This window comes from Streptomyces sp. NPDC005423 (assembly GCF_040606415.1).
Classification (GTDB): Bacteria; Actinomycetota; Actinomycetes; order Streptomycetales; family Streptomycetaceae; genus Streptomyces.
Map to the genome: position 1 here is coordinate 45,154 of NZ_JBEXET010000015.1, position 21,854 is coordinate 67,007.

Sequence of the window (21,854 nt, forward strand, 5' to 3'; positions counted from 1 at the left end):
TGAAAGTAGCGGAGTTGTCGGAACCGGGCTGAGCGGAAGTTCCCTCAGCGGGCGGCCGTAGGTGGTGGGAGGCGCATGCGGGCGAGGTCCGGGGGGATCGGGGTGTCCGGGCGGAAGAAGGGTGCCGAGGGGCCGTCCGCGGCGGTGGCGGGGGCGTCGGTGAGGCGGAACCGGTCGCGCAGCCGGCCGTAGAAGTCGGTGGGGTGGAGGCGGATGAGACGGACGCGCTGCGGGGCGCGGAAGACGCCGATCCAGTCGCCGGGGTCGAGGACACCGCGCAGTTGGCCGTCGATGCTGACGGCGGCCTGGCCCGAGTGGGGCAGCACGCGCAGGGCGACCGGCTCGTCGGGGGCGGCCACGACACTGCGGTCGAACGTCATGTGCGGGGCGATCGGGGTGAAGACCACCGCGTCCATGTGCGGCGAGAGAACCGGGCCGCCGGCGGCGAAGCTGTAGGCGGTCGAGCCGGTGGGGGTGGCGACGGCCAGCGCGTCGGCCGAGTAGGTCGCCAGCAGCCGGCCGGCCAGATAGACGCCGACGCCGACCTGCCGGTCGCGGGCGAGTTTCTCCAGTACGACGTCGTTGAGGGCGGTGACGTCCAGGGCGCAGCCCCAGCCGTCGCCCTCCGTGGTCTCGGGCCGGACCTGTGGCGGCGGCAGGGCCGGTCCGCGGCCGTAGCGCAGCAGGGACTCCATCTCCGCGGGGATCTCCAGGGGCCGGGAGGCGCGCATCGTCAGCGTCATCCGCTCCTCCACCTGGGCGCGCCCCTGGTGGACGACGTCGAGGGCCTCGTCGATGTCCTGGGCCGGGACCTCGGTGAGGAAACCGACCTTGCCGAGGTCGACCCCGAGCACGTCGGCTCCGCTCCTGACGGCGATGCGGGCTCCGCGCAGGAAGGTGCCGTCCCCGCCGAGGGTGACGACGAGATCGGGGTTGCCCGCGGCTTCGGCCTCCTCGCGTCCGCTTCGGCGCCGTTGGGCCTCGCCCCACACGTCGATCTCCGTGCAGCGGACACCGTGCGCCTCGCTCCAGGCGTGCACGGCGCGCGCCGCTTCCTGGGCCGTCGCCCGCCCTTGGTGGACGACGAGGCCGATGCAGCAGACGGGCATGAGGTTCCTCCACCGGGTGCGGTCGGGGCGCGGGACCGGGCTGACACGATCCTCCCGCGCGGGTGCCGCGGCCGCACCCGCCGGGTCAGTCGTCGGAGCGGGCGACGAGCTGGGTCGGGTTCACGAAACGCAGGGCGACCAGCAGCAGGACGGCCATCGAGGCGGTGTAGATGACGGCCATCGCGTCCACGGACTGGGTGGCGCGGATGCCCGCCGAGTTCACCGCCGAGAAGAGCGCGACGATCAGGGTCTGGCTGGACGCGCCCGAGGTCAGGAAGGTCAGTTCGAACATGCCGAAGGTGCGTACCAGCACCAGGATTCCGGCGGCCAGCATGCCGGGCAGGAGCAGCGGCGCCAGGATGCGGGTCAGGACGGTCAGGGTGGACGCCCCGCACATGCGCGCCGCGTGCTCGATCTTCGGGTCGATCTGCTCGATGAACGGCGTCATGGTGAACACCACGAAGGGGATCGACGGCACCAGGTTGGCCAGCACCACCCCGGTCACCGATCCGGCGAGCTGGAACTTGTACAGCACGGTCGCCAGGGGAATGCCGTACGCGATGGGCGGCACCAGGATGGGCAGGACGAACAGCGTCGTGACCAGCCGCTTGCCGGGGAAGGTGCGGCGGGCCAGCGCGTAGGCGGCCGGTACGCCCAGCACGAGGGAGATGACGACGACCGTCAGGGTCACCTCCAGCGTGGTGGCGAGCACCTGGCCGAGGTCGAACTCGCGCCAGGCGTCGCCGTACCAGTGGCTGGTCCAGCCGCCGGGCAGCCAGCTGTCGAACCAGTGGCGGCCGAAGGAGTTCAGCAGCACGGTGACGATCACGCCGAGCAGGTTGACGAAGAAGAAGGCGAGGGCGGCCCAGGTGAGCCAGGCGCCGGGCCTGAGCACCAGCCGACGGCGTACGGGTGCCTGGGGTGCGGCGGGGGAGGTGGGCGCGGTGTCGAGCAGGGCGGTCATCCCTTGCCTCCCGTGGAACCCGTGTACAGCCGGGACCGCAGCAGCGTCACGGCGCCGAGGACGGCGAACATCAGCACCGTCATGATCATCGCGTCCGCGCAGCCCTGGGCGTAGTCGAAGCGTTGCAGGGCGGACTCGTACGCCTCGATGGAGATGACGTGGGTCGAGCCGTCCGGGGAGCCCACCATCATGGCGGAGGGGAAGACGGCGAACGCCATCACGAAGGTCAGACAGAAGGTGGTCATCAGCCCGGGCATCAGCAGCGGGAGGGTGACGTACCGGAACCGCTGCCACCAGCCCGCGCCGAGGGTGGAGGCGGCCTTCTCCAGGCTCGGGTGGATGCCGGAGAGGTAGGAGTGGGTGAGCAGGTAGGCGAAGGGGAAGCCGCTGATGATCAGGGACAGCAGCACGCCCGTGTAGTTCATGGTCAGTTTGACCGGGGAGGACGCGAGGCCGAGCAGGTGCAGGGTGCGGTTGAACCAGCCGGCCGGGCCGTAGAACTCCAGGATGCCCTCCGCGGTGAGCACCGTGCCCAGCGTGATCGGCACCACCAGGACGGCCAGCACCAGCCGCTTCCCCCGGAACTCACGGCGCATCCGGTAGGCGATGGGCACCGACGCGCCGACGTTGATCAGCGCGGCCGGGATCGCCAGCGAGAAGGTGGCCCAGAGCGACTTGCGGGCGAACGGGTCGGAGAAGAAGTGCCGGTAGGCGCCGAGCGCGCCGCCCGCGGCCGGCTGGAAGGAGAGCTGGAGGCCGTAGAGGAAGGGGTAGCAGAAGAGCGCGATCACGGCGAGCGCGGCGGGCAGCACCAGCAGCAGTGTCCGGTCCACGCCGCGCTCCGCGAGCCGATGCCGCAGGGCCGTCCGGACGGTCGCGGGGGTGGCGACGGCCGGGCCGCTCACGGCGTGACCTCCTCGGCGGGTTGCCCCAAGTCCGGGAAGAAAAGGGCACGTTCGGGGTCGACCGCGACGGACAGCGGGTCTCCCGGCCGCACGTGCCGACCGGTCTTGAGGTGCAGGCGGTGACCGTCGCGGGTGACCGCCTCCACGTGCTGGACGCGGCCGTGGTACTCGACGATCTCGGCGACGGCCTCGGCCACTCCCTCCTCGCCCTCCTCGGCGATCCGCAGATCCTCGGGGCGCACCGCCACCGTCACCGACTGGCCTGCGTGCGGGTCCAGTTCACCGACCGGCGTGCCCCGCAGCCGGATACCCCGGCCCTCCGCCAGGGCGCCGTCGGCGTCGGCGGAGACGACCCGGAGGGGCAGCAGGTTGCGGTAGCCCATGAACGCGGCGACATGCGCGTCCGCGGGGTGTTCGTACAGTTCGGCGGGGGTGCCGATCTGACTGACCCGGCCCTCGCGCAGCACCACCAGGCGGTCGGCGAGCGACAGGGCCTCCTCCTGATCGTGCGTCACATAGAGGGTGGTGAGCCCGAACTCCTGGTGGATACGCCGGATTTCGCTGCGCATCTCCAGCCGCAGGGCCGCGTCCAGGTTGGAGAGCGGCTCGTCCATCAGCACCAGCGGCGGCTCCATGACGATCGCGCGGGCGATGGCGACCCGCTGCTGCTGGCCGCCGGAGAGCCGGCCCGGATGCTTGTGCGCCTGCTCGGTCAGATGGACCAGGCGCAGTACGTCCTCCACCCGCCTGGCCGTCTCGGACCTGGACACCCCGCGCATCTTCAGCCCGAAGGCGATGTTGGCGCGCACGGTCAGGTGCGGGAAGAGGGCGTAGTTCTGGAACACCATGCCGAAGCCGCGCTTCTCGGGAGGCAGGGTGTCGATCCGTTTCCCGTCGAGGAGGATCTCCCCGGAGGTCAACGGCAGCAGTCCGGCGAGGCAGTTGAGCGCGGTCGTCTTGCCGCAGCCGGAGGGGCCGAGCAGGGCGACGAACTCGCCGCCCCTGACGGTGAGTTCGAGCGGCTGGAGAGCGGTGTGCGCGCCGTACGCCCGGCTGACACCGCGCAGTTGCAGCTCGTCGAGCTGGGAGCCCGGGCGTCGGGCCGCCGGGGCCACGGCGGGTTCCGCTTTCGTCATGTCGGTCACCGGACTCACTTGGTCGAGCCGATCTTCTTGTCCCACAGGTCGAACGCGGTGACCTGGGCGGTGGCGGGCAGCGAGTTCTTGGCGGGGCTCGCCGATATCCAGCTGTCGAACTCGGTCTCGCCGTACTTCTTGAGGGTCGCCCGGGAGGCGGCGGGGGCCTGGGCGAGGGTGACGTTCTTGACCGCCGGGCCCGGATAGAAGTAGCCCTGATCGAAGGTGACGGCCTGCTGTTCCGGAGTGAGCGCGAACGCCAACAGCCGTAGCGCGGCGATCAGTTCGTCGTCCGAGACACCCTTGGGGATGACGCCGAACTGGGCGTCGGTCACCCACGTCATGTTGTCGTACTTGGCGACCTTCATGCCGGACGGTACGGTGCCCAGCGCCCTGGGGTTGATGTACCAGCCCATGGTGCTGGCGATGATGTGCACACTGCCCTGGGCCAGGTTGGTCATGGTCGCCGACGTCTTGGCCGGGTAGTCGGCCGTGTACTTGTTCAACTCCGTGAGGAACGCCCAGGTCTTGGCCCAGCCGTTGGTCGGGTCGGTCGGGTCCGAGTCGCCGAGCAGGTACGGCAGACCCATCAGGAAGGTCCGGGCCGGTCCCGAGTTGCGCGGCTGGGCGTACTGGAACTTGCCCTTGTTGGCCTTGGCCCAGTCCAGCAACTTGTCCGGCGTGGTGGGGACGGAGGACACCTTGGCCGGGTCGTACTCCAGCAGCGGTCCGCCGGGGGTGGTGACCAGTTCGATGCCCTGGTCCTGGGCGAGGGCCGCCATCGAGGCCGCCGCGCTGCCGTAGTTGGACATCAGACCCGGGAAGAAGTGGCCGTAGTACGGCTTCAGGTCGTACCAGAGGCCCTTCTGGATTCCGGCGGCCAGCCCGTCGGTGCCGGTGAGGACCAGCTGGATCTGTACGTTCCCGGCCTGCTGCTGCGCCTGCACCTTCGGCGCGAGCTCCGGCGCGGTGCCCGTCGTGGTGGTGACCTTCGAGACGATCTCGGGGTGCTTCGCCTTGAACGCGTCGATGATCGGCTGGGTGAGCGCCAGGTTGCCCGCGACGTCCAGGATGTTCAGGGTGACCGGCTTCGACGGCTTGGTCGCCACGCTGCTGGGGGCGGCCTTGCCGCTCGTGCCGTTGTCGGGGGCGCCGCACGCGGCGAGTACCGGAGCGGCGGCCGAGGCGGCGGCGAGGGTGCCGAGGAGACGGCGGCGGGAGAGACTTCTGTCGAACTCGGGCATGACGGTGGCGGCCCTTCATCAGTGACGGTCGCGAGCCGGGGCTTGCGAGGGATGGGTGACGCTGTGCCGTAACGCATCTGCGGGGAGAAGGAGTTGACGGAATCCGCACCGGCGCGGTCGGCCGGGGGGAGGCGGCCGGAGCGGGTCGGGGCGGTCGTGCCGCGCGGGCCTACTCCGCCTCGTTCTCGGGGAAGTTGCGTGCCATGAAGGCGCTGATGTGACCACGCATCAACGCCCGTACGTTCCGGGAGTCGCCGGTCTCGGCGGCCGCCAGGATCTCGCGGTGTTCCCGGGCCTCCTGCTCCCAGGACGGCATCCGGGCCCACGCCGCGCTGGACACCAGCGCGGTCTGGTCGCGCAGTTCGTCCAGCGACTTCACCAGCAGCGCGTTGCCGCAACCGGCGTACAGGGCGCGGTGGAAGGCACGGTTGGCCAGCGAGCGGTCGGCCGCGTCCTCGGCCCGGTCGGCGGCGGCCAGTGCGGCGCGGGCCTCCTCCAGCGCCTGACGGGAGAGGGTGGAGCGGCCGGCCGCCACGGGCTCCAGCAGCAGCCGCATGTCGTAGACGGCCCGCGCCAGTTCCTCGTCCACCTCCCGCACGGTGACGCCCTTGTAGGGGAGCATCACCACCAGCCCCGACCCGGCCAGTGTCTTGAGCGCCTCCCGCACCGGTGTCTTGGACACCCCTATGCGTTCGGCGAGTTCGGCCTCCACCAGCGCCTGACCCGGCCGCAGTTCGCCGGTCAGGATCGCGTGCTTGATGGTTTCGAGCACCGCCTCGGTACGCGAGGGCGGTAGCGCTCGGGAGGGTGAACTGCCGTGCGGGGCGAGGATGTCGGCCACGGTGCGGGCTCCTGCGGTGCCAGAGGGACGCGTATGCGCGATCCCGGCCCTCGAAGGCGTATCCGAGATCTCATATACGATGCGCCACGAAGCTAGATTCGCCGCATGCCAGCGTCAAGATGCCCGACGGTAATGAATTTCCTTTGCGCCCAGGGGAGTTCGGGTCATATATGAGATCCCGTCGGCCGGGTACGGGAGCGGAAGGCGCGACGGCAGGTGGCCGGGGGCGCGCGCGAACCGGGCGGAGGACGTGCGGGCGCGGTGTGGCGGCGGCGCCCATGCCGAGGGCTGTCGCGACGGACGCGACGCTGTCGTCAGTGGTCGCCCGCAGTGGGCGGTCGCCGGGAGCGGGCACCGGCGTGGTGATCGATGAGCCGAACGGCCGGGCGGGAGCACTGGCGGGTGGGTGCGCGTGGACGGCCGACCGTCGTCCACACGCTCCGCTCACCCGTCAGGCGGCGCGGTCCTTCTCCAGTTCCCGCTTGAGGTTGTGCAGCGTCCGGTCGATGTTCCGGGTCTGGAAGTCCGCGAACGTCCGGCCCGAAGTGGCCACCCGGTCAAAGGCGTTGGCCACCCACGTCGGCCACGCGCGCCGGTCGTCGGTCCAGGTCTCCGTCACGCGAGTACCCTCGCCGGCCGGCTCGAACCGGTACTCCCAGGTGGCGATCGGCGAGCGCAGTCGCGGGCTGCGCACCCCGATCGCGCGGACACGGAAGGCGAAGCGACGGCCCGGATCGGCCGCCGTCACCGTGCACAGCGTCACCCACCGGAACCGACCGCGCTTGTTCCGCCCGACGAACGTGGAACCCAGCTCGGCACTGCCACCCGCCGGGCCGTCCGTCGTACCCAGGTTCTCCGGACTCCACCGGCCCATGTCGCCGGGACGGCTCACGGCCTGGTACGCCGCATCCGGTGAGACGTCGATGACGACGCTGCCGCTCACGCTGAACACTCGGGCCACTGCACTGCCTCTCGACGGACGACGGAACTCGAAGCTACTGCCGAGTACGCATCATGGCAGGCGACCACCAGAAGCCGGAGGCCGGGAGTGGTGCGGCGTCGGTCACCGGCTGCGGACGGCCGGCGCGGTGATCCGCCGGTGTCCGCTCCGTCGGGTCCCTTCCCGTCAGTGCCGCGTGAACTGGACCCCGGCGGGCTGCACGGTGTCCGGCTTCAACACGGGTGTCGCGACGGTCAGTTGCTCCCCGTAGATGTCCGTGACCCGGATCGCGCCACCGCATCCGGTGCCGTTCTCGGAGAGGAAGTAGTCGTAGTCGGCGCGGGGCAGCGCATGCCAGCCGCTGCCGGAGCGGACCTCCAGCCGGGCCACGGGATTGCGGTGGCCGATGACCTGGACACCGCACCAGTAGCGGGTGGAACCCGTCTTGTAGCGCAGGGACATCGGGCCCGGATCGGCCGGGCTCTGTAGCGTCCAGGTGATCGGGATCTGGCCGCGCGAGGGAGCGGCGAGTTCGGCGAACGCCTGTGGGCTCAGGTCGAGTTGGCCGGGTGCGCAGGGTGCCGGGCACTCGTTGGTGATCCGGACCGTGACGGAGGCTCCGTCCGCCGCGCGGACCAGCACATAGGCTCCGCAGGCCTTGGACGACTCGTAGTCGGCGGTGTTCATCGCCGCCGTCATGACGTCACTGGTGGGGCCGAAGGTACAGGCCCCGTCGCCGTTCCCGGTGTCGTAGAAGGTGGCGACGCCCTTGTAGGTGACGGCGGGCCGTATCCGTCCGGCCAGCGGGGCGGTCGCGGACACCGCCCGGGGAGCGGCAGTCGTGCGCGTGGCCGACGGCCGCGGCGAGGGGCTCGCCGAAGATGCCTTCGCGGTGGGGGACGCCGATGTGTCCGGGGTCGGGGTGGCGGCCGGCTTCGGCGTGGCCGAGGGGGCCGGGACCGACGCCCGGTCGCCGGCGACGGGCCTGGCACCGGCACGGTCCGCGTCGGCCCGTTGGACGCCGCTCGACGCCAGTACCGCGTACGCGAACCAGGCGACCGCGCCCGTGGCGATCACCGCCAGAGCGGTGCCTGTCATCATCCGGCGCCTGCGACGCCGCGCGGCCTGTCTCGCTGCCCTCATGCCCGTCCGTTCCAGAGATCGTGTCGATGGTGCGCCCTACGCCACTCAGTGGCCACCGGGGGCGGAAAGGTTGCCGGGAGGCGAGGGGTTTCTCTGTTCGTCCCGCCCTTCCAGTCCGTCCAACCCGTCCAGCACGTCCCTGTGCGTGGCCCCCGGCGGCCGTACGGCGATACGAAGTTTGCTAGGGCTTGGGCGAGTTGGTACCCCCGCTCGTCTGGACTGTCCGTACAAGGCATGGACATGTAGTCTGACCTTTTGGTGTACGGAGGAGAAGCGTGACCACTACCCCGCCCCTCACTCTCGACGACGTCCGCGACGCGGCGGCACGGCTCAAGGGCGTCGCCCACGTCACGCCGGTGCTGCGCTCGCGCACCCTCGACGAAATCGTCGGCGCCGAGACGTATCTCAAGTGCGAGAACTTCCAGCGCGTCGGAGCCTTCAAGTTCCGCGGCGCGTACAACGCGGCCTCCCAACTGACACCGGAGCAGTTGGCCCGGGGCATCGCCGCCTACTCCTCGGGCAACCACGCCCAGGCCGTCGCCCTCGCCGCCCGCGAACTCGGCACCACCGCCGTCATCGTCATGCCCGAGGACGCCCCGGCCTCCAAGATGGCCGCGACCGCCGCGTACGGCGCCGAGATCGTCACCTACGACCGCTACACCGAGGACCGGGCCGCTCTCGCCGAGGCGCTGGCCGCCGAGCGCGGACTCGCCGTCATCCCGCCCTACGACCATCCGCACATCATCGCGGGACAGGGCACCGCCGCCCTCGAACTCATCGAGGAAGTCGGGGAGTTGGGAGCCGTGCTGGCACCGGTGGGCGGCGGCGGACTGATCGCCGGCACCGCCACCGCCGTCAAGGGAGTGCACCCCGGGACGCGGGTCATCGGCGTCGAGCCGGAGAGCGGGGACGACACCAAGCGGTCCCTGGAGGCGGGGCGCCGGGTCACCATCCCGGTGCCGCGCACCATCGCCGACGGCCAAGCCGTGCACACACCGGGCGAGTTGACCTTCGAGGTGACACGGCGCCTCGTCGACGACGTCGTCCTCGTCACCGACGACGAGATCCGGGCCGCGATGCGGTTCGCCTTCGACCGGCTGAAGATCGTCGTCGAGCCGAGCGGCGCCACTCCGCTGGCCGCCCTCCTCACCGGCCGCGCGGGCCGGCTCCCGCACCGGGTCGGAGTGATCGTCTCGGGCGGCAACATCGACAGCGAACGGTTCGCCCAACTCTGCGGCTAGTGCCGCGGCAGGCAACGGTTGCCCGTGAAGGAGCGGCGTCAGGTGCGTGCTCTCGGTGGGCCGGCCGGAAGTCCTCGTACTGGACGTACTCGGGCTTTCGGCCGGTGCGGCGAGTGGGGGCACCTCCCACGCCCTCAAGGCAGTGGGGGAGCGTGCATGGCGTCGCGACGGGGCGAATGTTGCCTGTTGCGGCCTAGGACGCCGTCATACCTCGAAGGGGACGACCTGTCCCTCCGCGTGAGCGACGGCCTCCGCGTGCCCGAACAGGCCGGGCAGGCCGCCCGTGTGGACGAAGACGGTCCGCTCGCCCGGCCTGACGTCACCGTCCCGGACGGCCGCGATCAGGCCCGCCATCGCCCGTCCCGTGTACGTCGGGTCGAGCACCAGTCCGGCGGTCCGGGCGGCCAGGGTCACGGCGGTCGCGGTGGCCGCGGTGAGCGTGCCGTAGCCGTCGCCCACCTGGTCCCGGCGTACCCGCAGCGACTCCTGCGGCACCGGCGTCGACACGAGCGGCTGCGCGAACTCCCGTACCGCTGAAGCGGGTTCGGGCAGGGCACCCACATCGACCCCCAGCACCGCGTCCGTGCCCAGCGACGCCACGAGCCCGGCCATCGTGCCGCCGGAGCCGAGCGCCACGACGGCCGTACGCAGACCGGGCACCTGCCGGAGCAACTCCTCGCCGCACCGCGCGTAGCCCCGAGCGCCCAGCGTGCTGGAGCCGCCGAACGGGATGAGCGCGGGCCGCGCGCCGCGACTGCCCAGCACCTCGCAGACCTCGGCCGCGACGCGGTCCAGTCCGGCCCGGTCCACGTTTCCGGCCCAGGCGATCCGGGCGCCGAACAGGCCGTCGAGGGCCAGGTTCCCCGAGCGCGCGCCGGCCGGTGACCCGCGCAGCACCAGCACCACGTCCAGTCCGAGCCGGGCGCCGGCCGCCGCCGTCAACCGGGCGTGGTTGCTCTGCGCGGCGCCCGTGGTCACCAGGGTGTCCGCACCCTCGGCGAGGGCCGCGCCGACGGTCCACTCCAGTTTCCGGATCTTGTTGCCGCCGCCCCCGAGGCCGGTCAGGTCGTCGCGCTTGACCCAGAGGTCGTCGGGGTTCAGCCCGATCGCGACGGCCAGCCTGGGCGCCGGTTCGACGGGGGTGGGGAAGGTGGCCAAGGCCACATGCGGCTCGTTCATGGCATACATCCTCGCGCGCTTGCTCGCGGAAACCGATCGGTTTACGGTGGGACAAGAACGGAAACCGATCGGTTTCCGATCCGGTCCGCTGCGTTCCGATCGCCGCGCCTCGCCCTCAGGAGATCTCCATGACACGCATCGAAGGTTCCGTCGTCCTCGTCACCGGCGGCAGCCGCGGCATCGGCCGCGCGCTGGTCGCGGACCTGTACGAGCGGGGCGCCAAGAAGGTGTACGCCACCGCCCGCGACCCGCGCACCGTCACGCACCCCGACGCGATCCCGCTCGCCCTGGAGGTGAGCGACCCCGCGTCGGTCGCCGCCGCCGCGGAGCGGGCGCAGGACGTCACGATCCTCATCAACAACGCGGGCGCGTCCGTGAACGCCAACTTCCTCGACTCGCCCGTCGAGGACGTACGACGCGAGTTCGAGACCAACTTCTACGGCCCGCTGTTCGTCACCCGCGCCTTCGTGCCGATCATCGAGCGCAACGGCGGCGGCCACCTCCTCAACGTCCACTCGGTGGCGTCGTGGCTCGGCATCCTCAACTCCTACAGCGCGTCCAAGGCCGCCCTCTGGTCCCAGACCAACTCCTTGCGCCTGGACCTGAAACCGCGCGGCATCGACGTCACCGGACTGCACGTCGGCTACGTCGACACCGACCTGGCCGCGGGTGTCGACGGCCCCAAGTCCACTCCCGAGAGCGTCGCGTCCCAGGCCCTGGACGGCATCGAGTCCGGCGCCTTCGAGGTACTGGCCGATGACCTGACCCGCCAGGTCAAGGCCGGCCTGGCGGCGGATCCGGCCGCGCTGTACCCGCAGTTGGCGGCCTAGGCGGCGCCCGCGAGGGCGACGCCGGACGGCGCGTTCACCTCGCGGGACCCGTCCGAACAACCGGTCAGGAGCGCTTCAAGGCGTCGGTCAGAAAGGGTGGTGCACGCGCGGCGCAGCGAACTCCGCTGGCCGGCGCCGAGGTTGGTCGCCTGGGGGCTCCCCGTTCAGCGGCGGCGCATGTCCGCCGAGAACGAAGGCGGCCTCGACCACCGCCAAGTCCGCTGTCCGCAGGGCCCGATGAGCCCGCACCGTCCTCGCGATGGGGGCCGCGACCCGCAGATCAGACTTGGGCGGTGCCGGGACCTTCGAGGAAGCGGAGCAGCACGGCGGCCTCCGCGCGGAGCCGCGCAGCTCGGTCGGCGTGCGCGGGCGCGGTGAACTGCGCCGCGACCTCCAGCCGTTCGGTGGCCTCGGCTCGTACGACATCGACTACGTCGTCCTCGCTCAGTTCACGCCGGGCCGCTTCGGTGGTGCCGACACCGACCGGCGACTGCTCAAGGGCGACCCCGCGAAGCTGTGTCTCGTCGGCGGGCACCGCCTCGGCGTTGTCCAGCGCCGCGAGGGTCGAGCGCAGGGCGCTCACCGCGGCCTTGTCGCGGGCGCGCATCGCTTCCGGCAGTGCTTGACGCATACGTAGACGTAGAGACATGTAGGTGACCTTATGGCGGTGCCCCAGGACCCACAACGCGGTATGCGAGCGGTACCGGACCGCTGACTGTCAACCGGGATGCGATATGGCCGGTTTACGTAGAATTGCACCCTCGGTGCGAGGGGCGTGACGGGAACTGCCGTATCCGCGAACCGAGTTGCGGGAGTGGGCCACCGTCACCACCTGTACCTGTACGACGTCCTACGACGTCCTCGGCATCGTAGGAATATGCCGATCGGGTAGGCATGAGGCCGGAGGGCCGGGGTACCCGTCCGGAGCCGGCCAGGGAAGGGCGATGAAGCCTGGGGAGGTCGAAGGGTCTTTCCCTGGCGGCCACCTCGGTTCCCCTTCCTCCTTCGGTCAGGTCTTGGCGGTGCTGATCGGGTGTGCCTCGCGGTGAGGTTCGGCGGCTGCGGTGTCGTTCCCCGGCCTGCCGGTTCGTAGGCCCGGTACCGACCAGCTGGCTGCCGCGACGGCCGCGAGCGCTCCGGCGACGAGGAACGGGTGCCTGATGAGCGCGTCCGGGATGGGGCTGAGCGGGTTGCTCGGGAGCAGCGTGGTGCGTTCGGCGAGCCACGCCGCGGCCAGCACGATGCCGACCGTCGCGACCGTGAGACGCGCCGCCGGGTAGACCCGGGTTCGGCTGAGGACCAGCAGCGACGGCATGAGCAGGGCGACGACCATGAGCTGGGTCAGTTCGATGCCGAGGTTGAAGCCGAGCAGGGTCGCTACCAGCGATCCGCGGCCGAGGTCGAGGCCGTTGAGCAGTGCGGCGAAGGCGAGGCCGTGCATGAGCCCGAAGCCGGCGGCGATCCACGCCTCACCGCCGGGGACCAGTGGCCGGATGGCGTGGATGCCCGAGACCAGGATGGACAGGGCGATCAGGCTCTCCACCACTCGGGTGGGGGCGCTGACGTAGCCGAGGGCGGCCAGGGCGAGGGTGATCGAGTGTCCGATCGCGAAGGCGGTGACGACGTGGATGACCCGCCCACAATTGCGGCGCAGATCAGGGGCGTTGGTCCATCGGCCGGTGCGGGCGAGGAGCGGCGCGGGCAGCAGGAGCATGACCAGGAAGAGCAGGTGGTCGGCGCCTTCGGCGATGTGCCGGATGCCCAGGTGTACGGCGGCGGCGAACCCGTGCTCGGTGGAGGCGCCCGCGGCGGGTACCGCGATGGTGTGCTGCTGCCAGTCGAGCACGCCCAGGGTGGTGTAGCCGTGCGAACCGTCCGGGCGCAGTGAGACGAGGATCTGGTGGGACAGCAGGTGGTGGACGATCGCGTCGTAGGTGAGCCGGAAGTCGTGCACCGTGCCGTTCGGCGGCCGGAAGGCCAGGCTGAAGACCAGGTGGTCGACACCGTCGATGTTCTCGACGCGCCCGCCGGTGACGCGGGTGGTCCACCGCGTGCCGTCGGGGTCGGCCGCGGAGGTGTGGCTGAGCACGTAGCGGCGCAGCTCCGCGAGTTCGGCCGGTTCGACGACGGTCTTCGCGGTGAGCGGCTGGTCCAGGGCGAGGGCGAGCCGGTCGATGGGCAGTTCCACCTTGCCGGTCACCTGGTCGGGTGCCGCGTCGAGCAGGATGGCGGTGGTGCTGAGCGGGTGGGCGTCCGCGCGGGTCGGTGCCATGACCGTCACCGCGGCCGTCAGGGCGGCGAGACAGGCGAGCAGTGTCCCGACGCGGGCCGCCCACCTGCCGAGCGGGCCGCGCCCGGGGGACTGCCTGGGGCGGGGCGCCGCTCGGGGAGGTGTGAGGGTGTGCGTGCTCACTTCGGCTTGCTGCTGCCGTAGTCGTTGGTCTTGTCCCGGTACACCGAGTGGTAGTGGATGTCGGGTGTGCTCTGGCTGCGGGTGTTGATGAACTCGATCCACACACTGGGGCCGTCGATGCGGATGTAGCTGTTCTCGTCGGTCGGGCCGGTGTTGTTGGACCAGCCGATGCGGGTCTTGTCCAGCTCGGACTCGTACTTGGCCATCAGCTCGGTGGCGGCCGTGCTGTTGAGGTCGCCGGCGTACGTCTTGATCGCGGCGGTCACCAACTTCTTCTGTGCGGCGGTGAGTTGGGACGCCAGTAGCCCCTCGGAGGTGGGGAAGGTTCCCGAGTCCTTGCCGGGGCCCATGACCAGGTCGTCGAAGGTCCCCGAGGTGATCTCCGCGGCCTTCTTCTGCTGGGAGGTGAGCCCCGCCAGCATGCCGAACATGGCCGTCGACTCGGCCTTGACCGGCGCGACTGTGGCATCGCCGGACTTGAACGACGCGGGCTCGGAACCGACGAACTGCGGGGTCTGGCTGACCTTGTCGCCGTTGTAGGTGAGGTTGCGGGCCAGGTGATGGCCACCGAACTGGACCATGAACGGCTGTGTCGTCGACGGCGTCCCGTACACGGCGAAGTAGTAGTCCTTCAGGCTGCCGAAACCGTCGGCGCCCTGGCCTCCGAGGCTGTTCAGCTTGTTGTCGGCCTTGCGGATGTCGGCGTCCTCCTGCGCGCCGCTGGGGCTCAGCGCCACCTTGAGTACCGCGTCGGCGGCCGTCTGCTGTGCGGTGCTGAGGCTGGACATCTCGATGCCCTCGCGCGGCACGGTCGTCGCGGGGAAGTTCGACCAGGTCTGGCGCGCCTTGTTGTCCGAGAAGTCGTACTCGACCTTGTCCCGCGCGGTGTCGTCGAGCGTGGCAAGGAACGCCTTCACCGCCTTCACTACCGCAGCGGTGTTGGCGCCGCCGGGGCTCGCCCCGTCGGTGTTGAGATCGACCGCCGTGACCTGCTGCATACCCATGCCCCCTGGGCCCCCTTGACCGGCGCTCTGCTGCGACGAAGGGCTTGAGGACGACGACGACGTCGAATCGCCTGCACCGCAGCCGCCGGCGACGAGAGCCGCCGACAGTACGGTGCCGGTTGTGAGGGCCAGGTTCTTGCGCATGGTCGGGAAGATCTCCAGCTGTCGTGGGGGAAGGGCAGGGGGAGGGCAAGGAGGAGTGGATCGGTTCTCCGTGCTCGCGACGGAGGGGCCGATGCCGCGGCGGTGAGGATCACCAGGCGGTGCCGCCGGGGAAGTACTCCCTGACGTAGAAGTCCAGTTGGTCGCGGGGGGCGTCGGCGACGGGGCCCCAGCTGTCGCCGAGCTCCATCGTGGTGTACGCGTCCCGGCGGGCGGGTGCCCAGTGCGTGAGGCCCTTGCCGTTGGGGTCGCCGTGGGTAACGAAGTTGACCACGTAGTCGGAGAGCGTGTCCGCGATCTCCTGGTCGGTGTCGGTCCAACCGCTGCCGCTGGAGTAGAGGTTGTCGAAGACGTACTGGATCTCCGAGCCGTGGAAGGCACCCCTGTCCTGTCCGGGCGGGGCGTGCGTCCAGAAGTAGGTGAACACCGGGCTCTTGGCCTTGCTCAGCCACTCCGTGGCCCACAGCGAGGTGGAGATCCGGGAGCTGTCCCGGGCGGAGGCGTTGGTCTGCTCCCAGGCCTCGGTGTCGGTGCTCGCCGGGTACAGCGCGAGGAACTGTGACTCCAGGGAGCCGTACTTGGTCTTGGCCATCGCCTGGTACGCGGCCAGTGTCGTGTTCGCGGTGGGAGTGGCGCCGCTCTCGTCCTTGTTGTTGCCGGTGATGATCGGGACGTCGTTGTGCCGGCCGAGAGAGAGCGCCTCCTGGTAGCTGCGGGGCTGCACATAGCCGTCCAACACCGGCCGGAACAACGGGGGGTTGCCGTTCATCGGCGCGGACACCGTGGTGTCGTTGGCGTTCTCGCCCGCTATCACCTTCGTGTAGTCCAGGGCGCGGGCCTCGGCGATGGTGGTGACGCCGAGCTGCTGGAGATAGGCGCTGCCTTGCGTCTCGGCGCCGGAGAGGGTCGGGCGGTAGGAGGTGGCCAGTCCGGCGGTCTCCGGGTCGCGCGGGTAGCGTGCCCCGCTCTCCGCGATGGCCCCGTGGAACAGTCCCCTGCCCAGTGGGGAGTACACCAGCTCCAGGACGGAGGCGGAGCCCGCCGACTGCCCGGCGATGGTCACCTGGTCCGGGTTGCCGCCGAAGGCGTGGATGTTGCGCTGGACCCATTGCAGTGCCGCGATCTGGTCCAACAAGCCGTAGTTCCCGGAGGAGTTGTGCTCGTCCTCGGCGGTCAGTTCCGGGGTGGCCAGGAAGCCGAGGGCGCCTTCGCGGTAGTTGAGGGTCACGACGACCAGACCCTTGGCGGCCAGGCCCGCCCCGTCGAAGGTGGGGTCCGCGCCGGAGCCGAGGGCGAAGCGGCCGCCGTAGATCCAGACGAGGACCGGACGGCGCTCGTGCGAGGACGTGGCCCCGGTCCACACATTGAGGTTGAGGCAGTCCTCGCTCTGCGCCGGGCCGGAGGAGGAACCCCCCGGTCCCATCGACTTCTGCGGGGGGATGTCACCGAAGGCGTCGGCCTTGCGTACGCCCGACCAGGCGGCGGCCGGCCGCGGCGGTCGCCAGCGGTTCGCCCCGGCCGTGGACGCCGCGTAGGGGATGCCCAAGTAGGCGCTGACGCCCGAGAGTTGGGCGGTGGTCCCGGAGAGCAGGCCGTTGTCGATCCGCACCGGGCCGGGCAGGGGCCCGGCGCCGCTCGACGTGGTGGCGGCGACGGCCTGGTTCGCGCCTCCGGCGAGTGCGCCCACTCCCGCGGCGGCGGCCAGCGTGCCACCGAGGAACCGGCGCCGGCTCACCAGGCCGTCACGGAAACGCTGCGTGTTCTCCGAGGTCAAGGAATTCTCCTAGTAGTAGGTGCCGGTCGGTGTGAACAGACCGTGATTTCCTAATGTTCTGTGCGGACAGAGAGGATTGGCTGAATTCAATGCAGGGTCTTGAAGCCTTCCCGGGACGGTAGACCCGTCGGCGGCACGGAGCAAGCTGAAAGCCGGGGGATTTCTGTATTCTCAGGAAATCGATAACTACTTCACAGGATGGCGTCGGAGAAGCCGCTACCAGGCCAGCGTTCTGTCCCGCGAATCAACATCGGTGAGCCATTGCGAGTGATGCGCGACACGCAAGCTTAGGTTTCGGGAAATGCCGGAGTACCTGGTCGAGCCGGAATGGGCAGGGAGAATCCATGTCCCTACGAGTCGCGCTGTCCGCCGCCGGTGTCGTCGTCCCGGCGGCGACGTGGAGCGGCGAAAATCAGGTGCGCGCCAGTGGAAGGTGGTGGCACGCTGCGCCGATGAATCGCGAAGAGATCTCCCGAATCGCTCATGCCGAGCATCCGATAAAGGCTCCGCTCGATGACGACTCGGTGCGCCGGCTGCTGGAGCGTTGCGTTCAGCGCGGCGACGAGCGTGTCCTTGACCTTGGCTGCGGTGGCGGGGAGTGGCTGCTGCGCGCCCTGTCCACGTGGCCGCGCCTACTGGCGGAGGGCGTCGACCTCTCCGAGGAAGCCCTGGCGCAGGCCCGGCAGGGAGCCGAACGCCTCGGGGTGCGGGAGCGCCTCGTTCTCCATCACCAGGACGCCGCGGAGTTCGCCTCCCCCCGGTCGTTCGACCTGGTGCTGAGCGTCGGTGCCACGCATGCTTTCGGCGGACTGCTTCCCACACTCGCCGCAGCCGGCCAGAACCTGGCCCCCGGCGGCCACCTACTCATCGGTGACGGGTTCTGGGACCGCGAGCCTTCCCGGGAGGCTGTCGACATGCTCGGCGACTTCACCGACCTGGCGACCACCCTGGACAGGATCGCCGCCGAGGGGTGGACACCTGTCCACGGGCATGTCAGCACGCGCCACGAGCTGGATGACTACGAATGGAACTGCTGGGGATCACTGGCCACTTGGGCCCTCGATCGCCCAGCCGGTCCCGACAGCGCGCACGTGCTGGAGACGGCCGCGGTCCGGCGCTCCGAATGGCTGCGGGTCTACCGGGACACCTGGGGGTTCGTCAGCCTGGTCCTGCGTCGTACGGCGTCCGCCTGACCCGGCCCAGCCGGGGACACCCGACGGATGGCCGACTTCCGGTCGGTGCAGCACGACGGAACTCCCGGGCGGGCATAACGAGTTCGCGGACATGGCCAGGAGCAGAACATGGGCAGGACATGGGCAGGGGTGGTGTATCCACCCCCAAGTTCCAGGTCAGACGCCCAACTTGACCGCACGGAGTACGTCGTCGGCGTAGGCCTCGGGCTGTTCCCAGGCCGCGAAGTGGCCACCGGCGCTGTGTTCCACGTAGGCGCACACGTTCAGGAACGCCTCGGCGTAGCTTCGCGGCTCCGGTTTGAGGTCGCGCGCGAACACGGAGAGCACCGTCGGCGTCTCGATCCGGGCGGGGAGGGCGGCCGGTTCGGCGTAGGCGGTGAAAGAGGTGCCGATCGTGCCGGTGACCCAGTAGGCGCTGACCCAGGTGAGAAGCTCGTCCGGCGTGAAGGCCGACCCGTCGGACCATGCCTCCAGTTTCTCGACGATCCATGCCGCGAGGCCGGCCGGTGAGTCGCCGAGGGCGACGGCGAGCGTGTTCGGCCGGGTCGACTGCTCCGCGATGTACCCGCCCTCGGACCGGAACCACTGTGCCGACCGGCGGAGGTAGGCCGCCGCGTCCGGTGCGAACATCGACGGGTCCGCCGTGAGCGCACGCTGCGGGGCGACGTTGGTGAGGTGCAAGGCGGCCACCCGGTCCGGGTGTTGGGCCGCGAGGATCTCCGCGACGGTGCCACCGACATCGCCGCCGGAGACCGTGTACCGCGGATGGCCGAGCTCATCGAGGGCGTCCGCGACGATCCCGGCCATCCGGTCGACCGACATGCCGGGGCCGGTGAGCGGGGCCGCGAACGGGAAGCCCGGCAGTGCCGGCACCACCACGTGCGCCTCCGTCAGCAGAGGCAGGACGCGTTCGAACCGCAGCACCGAGTCCGGCCAGCCGTGCAGCAGTACGACCACGGGGGCGCCGGGGTCCGCGGACCGCTGGTGGATCAGCCGCAGGTCGGTGTCGCCCGCCCGCACCGTGACCCAGGGGTACTCGCCGATACGGCGCTCGTGGACGCCCCAGTCGTACCCGCTCGCCCAGTGTTCGAGCAGTGCGTCAAGGCGGTTACCGGTGATGCCGCGTGTCTCGTCGTCACTCCACGGGGTCGTGACGCGCCGCGTCCGCTGGAGTCGTTTCCGCATCTCATCGTTCATGTGTATCAGCGTACACATGAACGGGACGTGATGTGTATGCTGATACACATGACTCTGCGCGACGCGACCGCCACCCGGCAACGGATCCTGGAACACGCGCGACGCCAGTTCGCGCGGCACGGGTACACGGCGATCACGGTCAAGGGCGTGGCTGACGCGGCCGGTGTGTCGCCGAACCTCATCACGCGGTACTTCGGCGGCAAGGAAGGGCTCTTCCTGGCGGCGACGCGGGTGGAGATCCCGGTCTCCACCTCCTTCGACGGCGAACGTTCCGAGCTGGGTGCGCGCCTCGCGGCGAGCATCGTCCAGCGCTGGTTCGGCGCGCCGGGGGAGGACCCGCTGCTCGTACTGCAACGCGCCTCAGGCGAACGTCCGGAGGCGGCGGAGGCGCTGGCGGCCTTCCTCGACGCGAACTCGCTGGAGCCGCTCCACCGCTACCTGCGCGACAGCGGCCTGGACGACGCGGACGCCCGCCGCCGAGCCGCCGCGATCGACGCCTTCGTGCTCGGTGTCTCGACCCGCCGCCGGGTCCTGCGTGCCGAACTCGGCGACCCCGCTGATCTCCAGGCCTGGCTGAGCGCCACCATCCAACGCCTCGCCGACGGGTGACACACGACAGCGAGCAGGACCGCGACTCCCCGTCCGGTCAGCACCTGCGGTCCCGTGTCCGCCCGTCATGGACAGTGGCCGGCCCGCCGGCCGTCGCGGTCACGGCGTGGGGCCGGGGAGAACCCGTTTCGAGCGCCGCCCCGGTGCCCTCACTGCGGCGCGGTGATGACTCAGGTGATCGTTGTCAGCGGCGGTTCGAGCTCGGGGAAATCCGCGATCGTGGGGTGTCCGCAGGCGGTGCTGCCGGAGCCGTGGCCGGCCCTCGGGACGGACACGCTGGTCGAGGCGATGCCCGCGTCCATGCGGGCGTCGGACGGCGGGACCGAGTGCGCGCCGGACGGCGATCCCCTTCTCCCCCGGGGCACGGCGGACGAGCCCGCTAACGCACCACGCGGTGGCGGAAGCAGACGACGTTCGAACCCATGGTGCGGCTCTCGAGGAGTTCGAGATCCACCCGGCGTTCGTGCCGTGGAAAGAACGGGATGCCACCGCCGAGCAGTACCGGGTAGACCCTGGGCCGGTACTCGTCGATCAGATCCAGAGCGGCCGCCTCGGCGGCGAGGGTGGCGCCACCGATCGCGATGTCGCCCGTTCCCGGCTCGGCACGCAACCGCTCGATCTCCTCCGCCAGGCCGCCGGAGGCCAGGCGGGCAGTGCCCCGCACCGCCGACAGCGTGGTGGAGAACACCACCTTCGGCAGCGGGTTCCAGAGCTCGGCCCACTCAAGCATCGAGTCGTCGAGCGACGCATCCTGGTCGGCGGTCTCCCAGTACAGCATCGTCTCGTACAGCCGTCGTCCCATCAGGTGGACGTCGACCTGCCGGATCTCGTCGGTGGCGAGGCGGAGGATCTCCTCGTCGGGCGCCGTCCAGTCGAAGCCGCCGTCCGGCCCGACGATGTAGCCGTCGAGTGAGACGCTCATCGAATAGGTCACGCTGCGCATCAGAGGTCCTCCTCGGTAAGGGGTTCGACGGTAGGACCGCCGGACGTCGCCGAACTCATCGCGGCGCGCGGTTCCTCCTGGGGAGAGTCGCGTCGGTACGGGCCCACTGATCGAAGAGTCGACCCGTGCCGGATCAGGAGTGCATGGGGTACGGGTGGGCCGCCGGGCCGGTGACGGCGGTGAGGCGGAGTTTTGTCTCGTCGTCGCTGCCCGGCACGCAGGTCAAGATGACGATCTTGAGTTCGGAGTCGCCGTCGGTCAGGGTGTCGCAGTCCACCGTGACCGGTCCCACCGAGGGATGGTCGATCGTCTTGTGGTCCTCGCGGTGCGTGGCCACCGCTCCGGTCGCCCACAGCTCCGCGAACCGCCGGTTGCCCGCGGTCAGTTCGCGGATCAGCCCGGCCAGTCGGCGGTCCTCGGGGAAGCGGCCGGTGGCCCGGCGCAGATCGGAGACGACGGCGGTGTCGGTGGCGTCGCGGTCGGCTTCGGTCACCGGCCACCGTGCGAGGCTCGCGGGGGTGCCGTTCACCGGGAACCTGTCGCGGGCGAAGTTGCGCAGCCGTGGCGGTGCGGCCGAGGGGTCACCCAGCAGGGCGGCCCAACCACGGTTCCACCACACCAGCTGCCAGTCCGCCGCGAACACGGCGACCGGCACGTCCCCGAGGCGGGCCAGCACCCGCTGCACACCCGGCGGCAGATGGTCGGAGACCGTGCCGTCGGCCGGTGGCACGAGCCGGGCCAGCCGGTACAGGTGGTCCCGCTCGGCGCGGGAGAGTTGCAGGGCGCGTGCCAGGGCCGCCACCACCGACGCCGAGGGTGTCGTCGCCCGGCCCTGTTCCAGGCGTACGACGTAGTCGACGGAGACTCCGGCCAGGTCGGCGAGTTCCTCGCGGCGCAGTCCGGCGGCCCGGCGGCCCCGGGCCGCCGGCAGTCCGGCGGCCGACGGGGGCAGTCGCTCCCGCCAGACGCGGATCATGGCGCCCAGGCCGGTTCCGGGTGTCGTAGGCATGATCCCCATCCTTCCGCA

Annotated in this window: 20 protein-coding genes and 1 pseudogene; 5 read left to right on the forward strand and 16 right to left on the reverse strand. The window is 70.7% G+C overall.

The annotated features are described in order from the left end of the window. Positions 1 to 44 precede the first annotated feature (44 nt). The 8 genes from ABZT12_RS17985 to ABZT12_RS18020 form a co-directional block, all read right to left on the reverse strand. Positions 45 to 1,109, reverse strand: a complete 1,065-nt coding sequence (locus ABZT12_RS17985; RefSeq protein ID WP_356384735.1) for an NAD(+)/NADH kinase — start codon at positions 1,107 to 1,109, stop codon at positions 45 to 47. An 85-nt stretch (positions 1,110 to 1,194) separates the two neighbouring features. After that, on the reverse strand, positions 1,195 to 2,073 hold the full coding sequence (locus ABZT12_RS17990; RefSeq protein WP_356384738.1) for an ABC transporter permease: 879 nt from the start codon (positions 2,071 to 2,073) through the stop codon (positions 1,195 to 1,197). Next, positions 2,070 to 2,978, reverse strand: coding sequence for a sugar ABC transporter permease (locus tag ABZT12_RS17995; protein WP_356384741.1), 909 nt, complete (start codon positions 2,976 to 2,978; stop codon positions 2,070 to 2,072). Before ABZT12_RS17995 ends, ABZT12_RS17990 begins: the two co-directional genes overlap by 4 nt. Further along, the gene (locus ABZT12_RS18000; protein WP_356384744.1) at positions 2,975 to 4,114 is read right to left on the reverse strand and encodes an ABC transporter ATP-binding protein; all 1,140 of its coding nucleotides are present in this window, start codon (positions 4,112 to 4,114) and stop codon (positions 2,975 to 2,977) included. Before ABZT12_RS18000 ends, ABZT12_RS17995 begins: the two co-directional genes overlap by 4 nt. Before the next feature lie 14 nt (positions 4,115 to 4,128). Then, positions 4,129 to 5,358, reverse strand: coding sequence for an extracellular solute-binding protein (locus tag ABZT12_RS18005; protein WP_356384747.1), 1,230 nt, complete (start codon positions 5,356 to 5,358; stop codon positions 4,129 to 4,131). 169 nt (positions 5,359 to 5,527) lie between these two features. Then, entirely contained in the window at positions 5,528 to 6,199 is a 672-nt protein-coding gene (locus tag ABZT12_RS18010) for a GntR family transcriptional regulator (RefSeq protein WP_356384750.1), read from the reverse strand. A gap of 451 nt (positions 6,200 to 6,650) precedes the next feature. Then, positions 6,651 to 7,160, reverse strand: coding sequence for an SRPBCC family protein (locus tag ABZT12_RS18015; protein ID WP_356384753.1), 510 nt, complete (start codon positions 7,158 to 7,160; stop codon positions 6,651 to 6,653). Positions 7,161 to 7,325: 165 nt separating this feature from the next. Then, positions 7,326 to 8,237, reverse strand: a complete 912-nt coding sequence (locus ABZT12_RS18020) for an expansin EXLX1 family cellulose-binding protein (RefSeq protein ID WP_356384756.1) — start codon at positions 8,235 to 8,237, stop codon at positions 7,326 to 7,328. Between the two features lie 320 nt (positions 8,238 to 8,557). Between ABZT12_RS18020 and ABZT12_RS18025 the strand changes: the two genes are divergently transcribed. Continuing rightward, on the forward strand, positions 8,558 to 9,523 hold the full coding sequence (locus ABZT12_RS18025) for a pyridoxal-phosphate dependent enzyme (RefSeq protein WP_356384759.1): 966 nt from the start codon (positions 8,558 to 8,560) through the stop codon (positions 9,521 to 9,523). Positions 9,524 to 9,727: 204 nt separating this feature from the next. Here ABZT12_RS18025 and ABZT12_RS18030 read toward each other — a convergent pair whose 3' ends face one another. Next, on the reverse strand, positions 9,728 to 10,702 hold the full coding sequence (locus ABZT12_RS18030) for a pyridoxal-phosphate dependent enzyme (protein WP_356384762.1): 975 nt from the start codon (positions 10,700 to 10,702) through the stop codon (positions 9,728 to 9,730). A gap of 128 nt (positions 10,703 to 10,830) precedes the next feature. Here ABZT12_RS18030 and ABZT12_RS18035 point away from each other — a divergent pair, with 128 nt between their 5' ends. Continuing rightward, on the forward strand, positions 10,831 to 11,532 hold the full coding sequence (locus ABZT12_RS18035) for an SDR family oxidoreductase (RefSeq protein ID WP_356384765.1): 702 nt from the start codon (positions 10,831 to 10,833) through the stop codon (positions 11,530 to 11,532). Between the two features lie 280 nt (positions 11,533 to 11,812). Here ABZT12_RS18035 and ABZT12_RS18040 read toward each other — a convergent pair whose 3' ends face one another. From ABZT12_RS18040 to ABZT12_RS18055, 4 genes are all read right to left on the reverse strand, one after another. Next, on the reverse strand, positions 11,813 to 12,139 hold the full coding sequence (locus ABZT12_RS18040) for a hypothetical protein (protein ID WP_356385024.1): 327 nt from the start codon (positions 12,137 to 12,139) through the stop codon (positions 11,813 to 11,815). A 402-nt stretch (positions 12,140 to 12,541) separates the two neighbouring features. Beyond that, positions 12,542 to 13,945: a HupE/UreJ family protein gene (locus ABZT12_RS18045; protein WP_356384768.1), complete on the reverse strand. Its 1,404-nt coding sequence runs from the start codon at positions 13,943 to 13,945 to the stop codon at positions 12,542 to 12,544. Then, positions 13,942 to 14,949, reverse strand: coding sequence for a DUF3500 domain-containing protein (locus tag ABZT12_RS18050; protein ID WP_356384771.1), 1,008 nt, complete (start codon positions 14,947 to 14,949; stop codon positions 13,942 to 13,944). Before ABZT12_RS18050 ends, ABZT12_RS18045 begins: the two co-directional genes overlap by 4 nt. Before the next feature lie 253 nt (positions 14,950 to 15,202). Continuing rightward, positions 15,203 to 16,885, reverse strand: a complete 1,683-nt coding sequence (locus ABZT12_RS18055) for a carboxylesterase family protein (protein WP_356384774.1) — start codon at positions 16,883 to 16,885, stop codon at positions 15,203 to 15,205. 452 nt (positions 16,886 to 17,337) lie between these two features. On the opposite strand from ABZT12_RS18055, the gene ABZT12_RS18060 reads away from it, so the two are divergent. After that, positions 17,338 to 18,078 carry a class I SAM-dependent methyltransferase gene (locus tag ABZT12_RS18060; protein WP_356384777.1) on the forward strand — a complete coding sequence of 247 codons (741 nt, stop codon included), beginning with the start codon at positions 17,338 to 17,340 and terminating at the stop codon, positions 18,076 to 18,078. A 156-nt stretch (positions 18,079 to 18,234) separates the two neighbouring features. On the opposite strand, the gene ABZT12_RS18065 is transcribed toward ABZT12_RS18060, so the two are convergent. Continuing rightward, positions 18,235 to 19,275 carry an epoxide hydrolase family protein gene (locus tag ABZT12_RS18065; protein WP_356384780.1) on the reverse strand — a complete coding sequence of 347 codons (1,041 nt, stop codon included), beginning with the start codon at positions 19,273 to 19,275 and terminating at the stop codon, positions 18,235 to 18,237. Between the two features lie 48 nt (positions 19,276 to 19,323). Between ABZT12_RS18065 and ABZT12_RS18070 the strand changes: the two genes are divergently transcribed. Together ABZT12_RS18070 and ABZT12_RS18075 are read left to right on the forward strand one after the other, a co-directional pair. Next, the gene (locus ABZT12_RS18070) at positions 19,324 to 19,884 is read left to right on the forward strand and encodes a helix-turn-helix domain-containing protein (RefSeq protein WP_356384783.1); all 561 of its coding nucleotides are present in this window, start codon (positions 19,324 to 19,326) and stop codon (positions 19,882 to 19,884) included. Between the two features lie 165 nt (positions 19,885 to 20,049). Continuing rightward, positions 20,050 to 20,211 (forward strand): annotated as a pseudogene (locus ABZT12_RS18075) (chloramphenicol phosphotransferase); the annotation flags it as partial. 52 nt (positions 20,212 to 20,263) lie between these two features. Here the strand turns inward: ABZT12_RS18075 and ABZT12_RS18080 are convergent. Both ABZT12_RS18080 and ABZT12_RS18085 read right to left on the reverse strand, forming a co-directional pair. Continuing rightward, a complete protein-coding gene (locus ABZT12_RS18080; protein ID WP_356384786.1) occupies positions 20,264 to 20,827 on the reverse strand; it encodes a dihydrofolate reductase family protein in 564 nt (187 codons plus the stop codon). A 133-nt stretch (positions 20,828 to 20,960) separates the two neighbouring features. Further along, a complete protein-coding gene (locus ABZT12_RS18085) occupies positions 20,961 to 21,836 on the reverse strand; it encodes a helix-turn-helix transcriptional regulator (protein WP_356384789.1) in 876 nt (291 codons plus the stop codon). Positions 21,837 to 21,854: the final 18 nt, after the last annotated feature.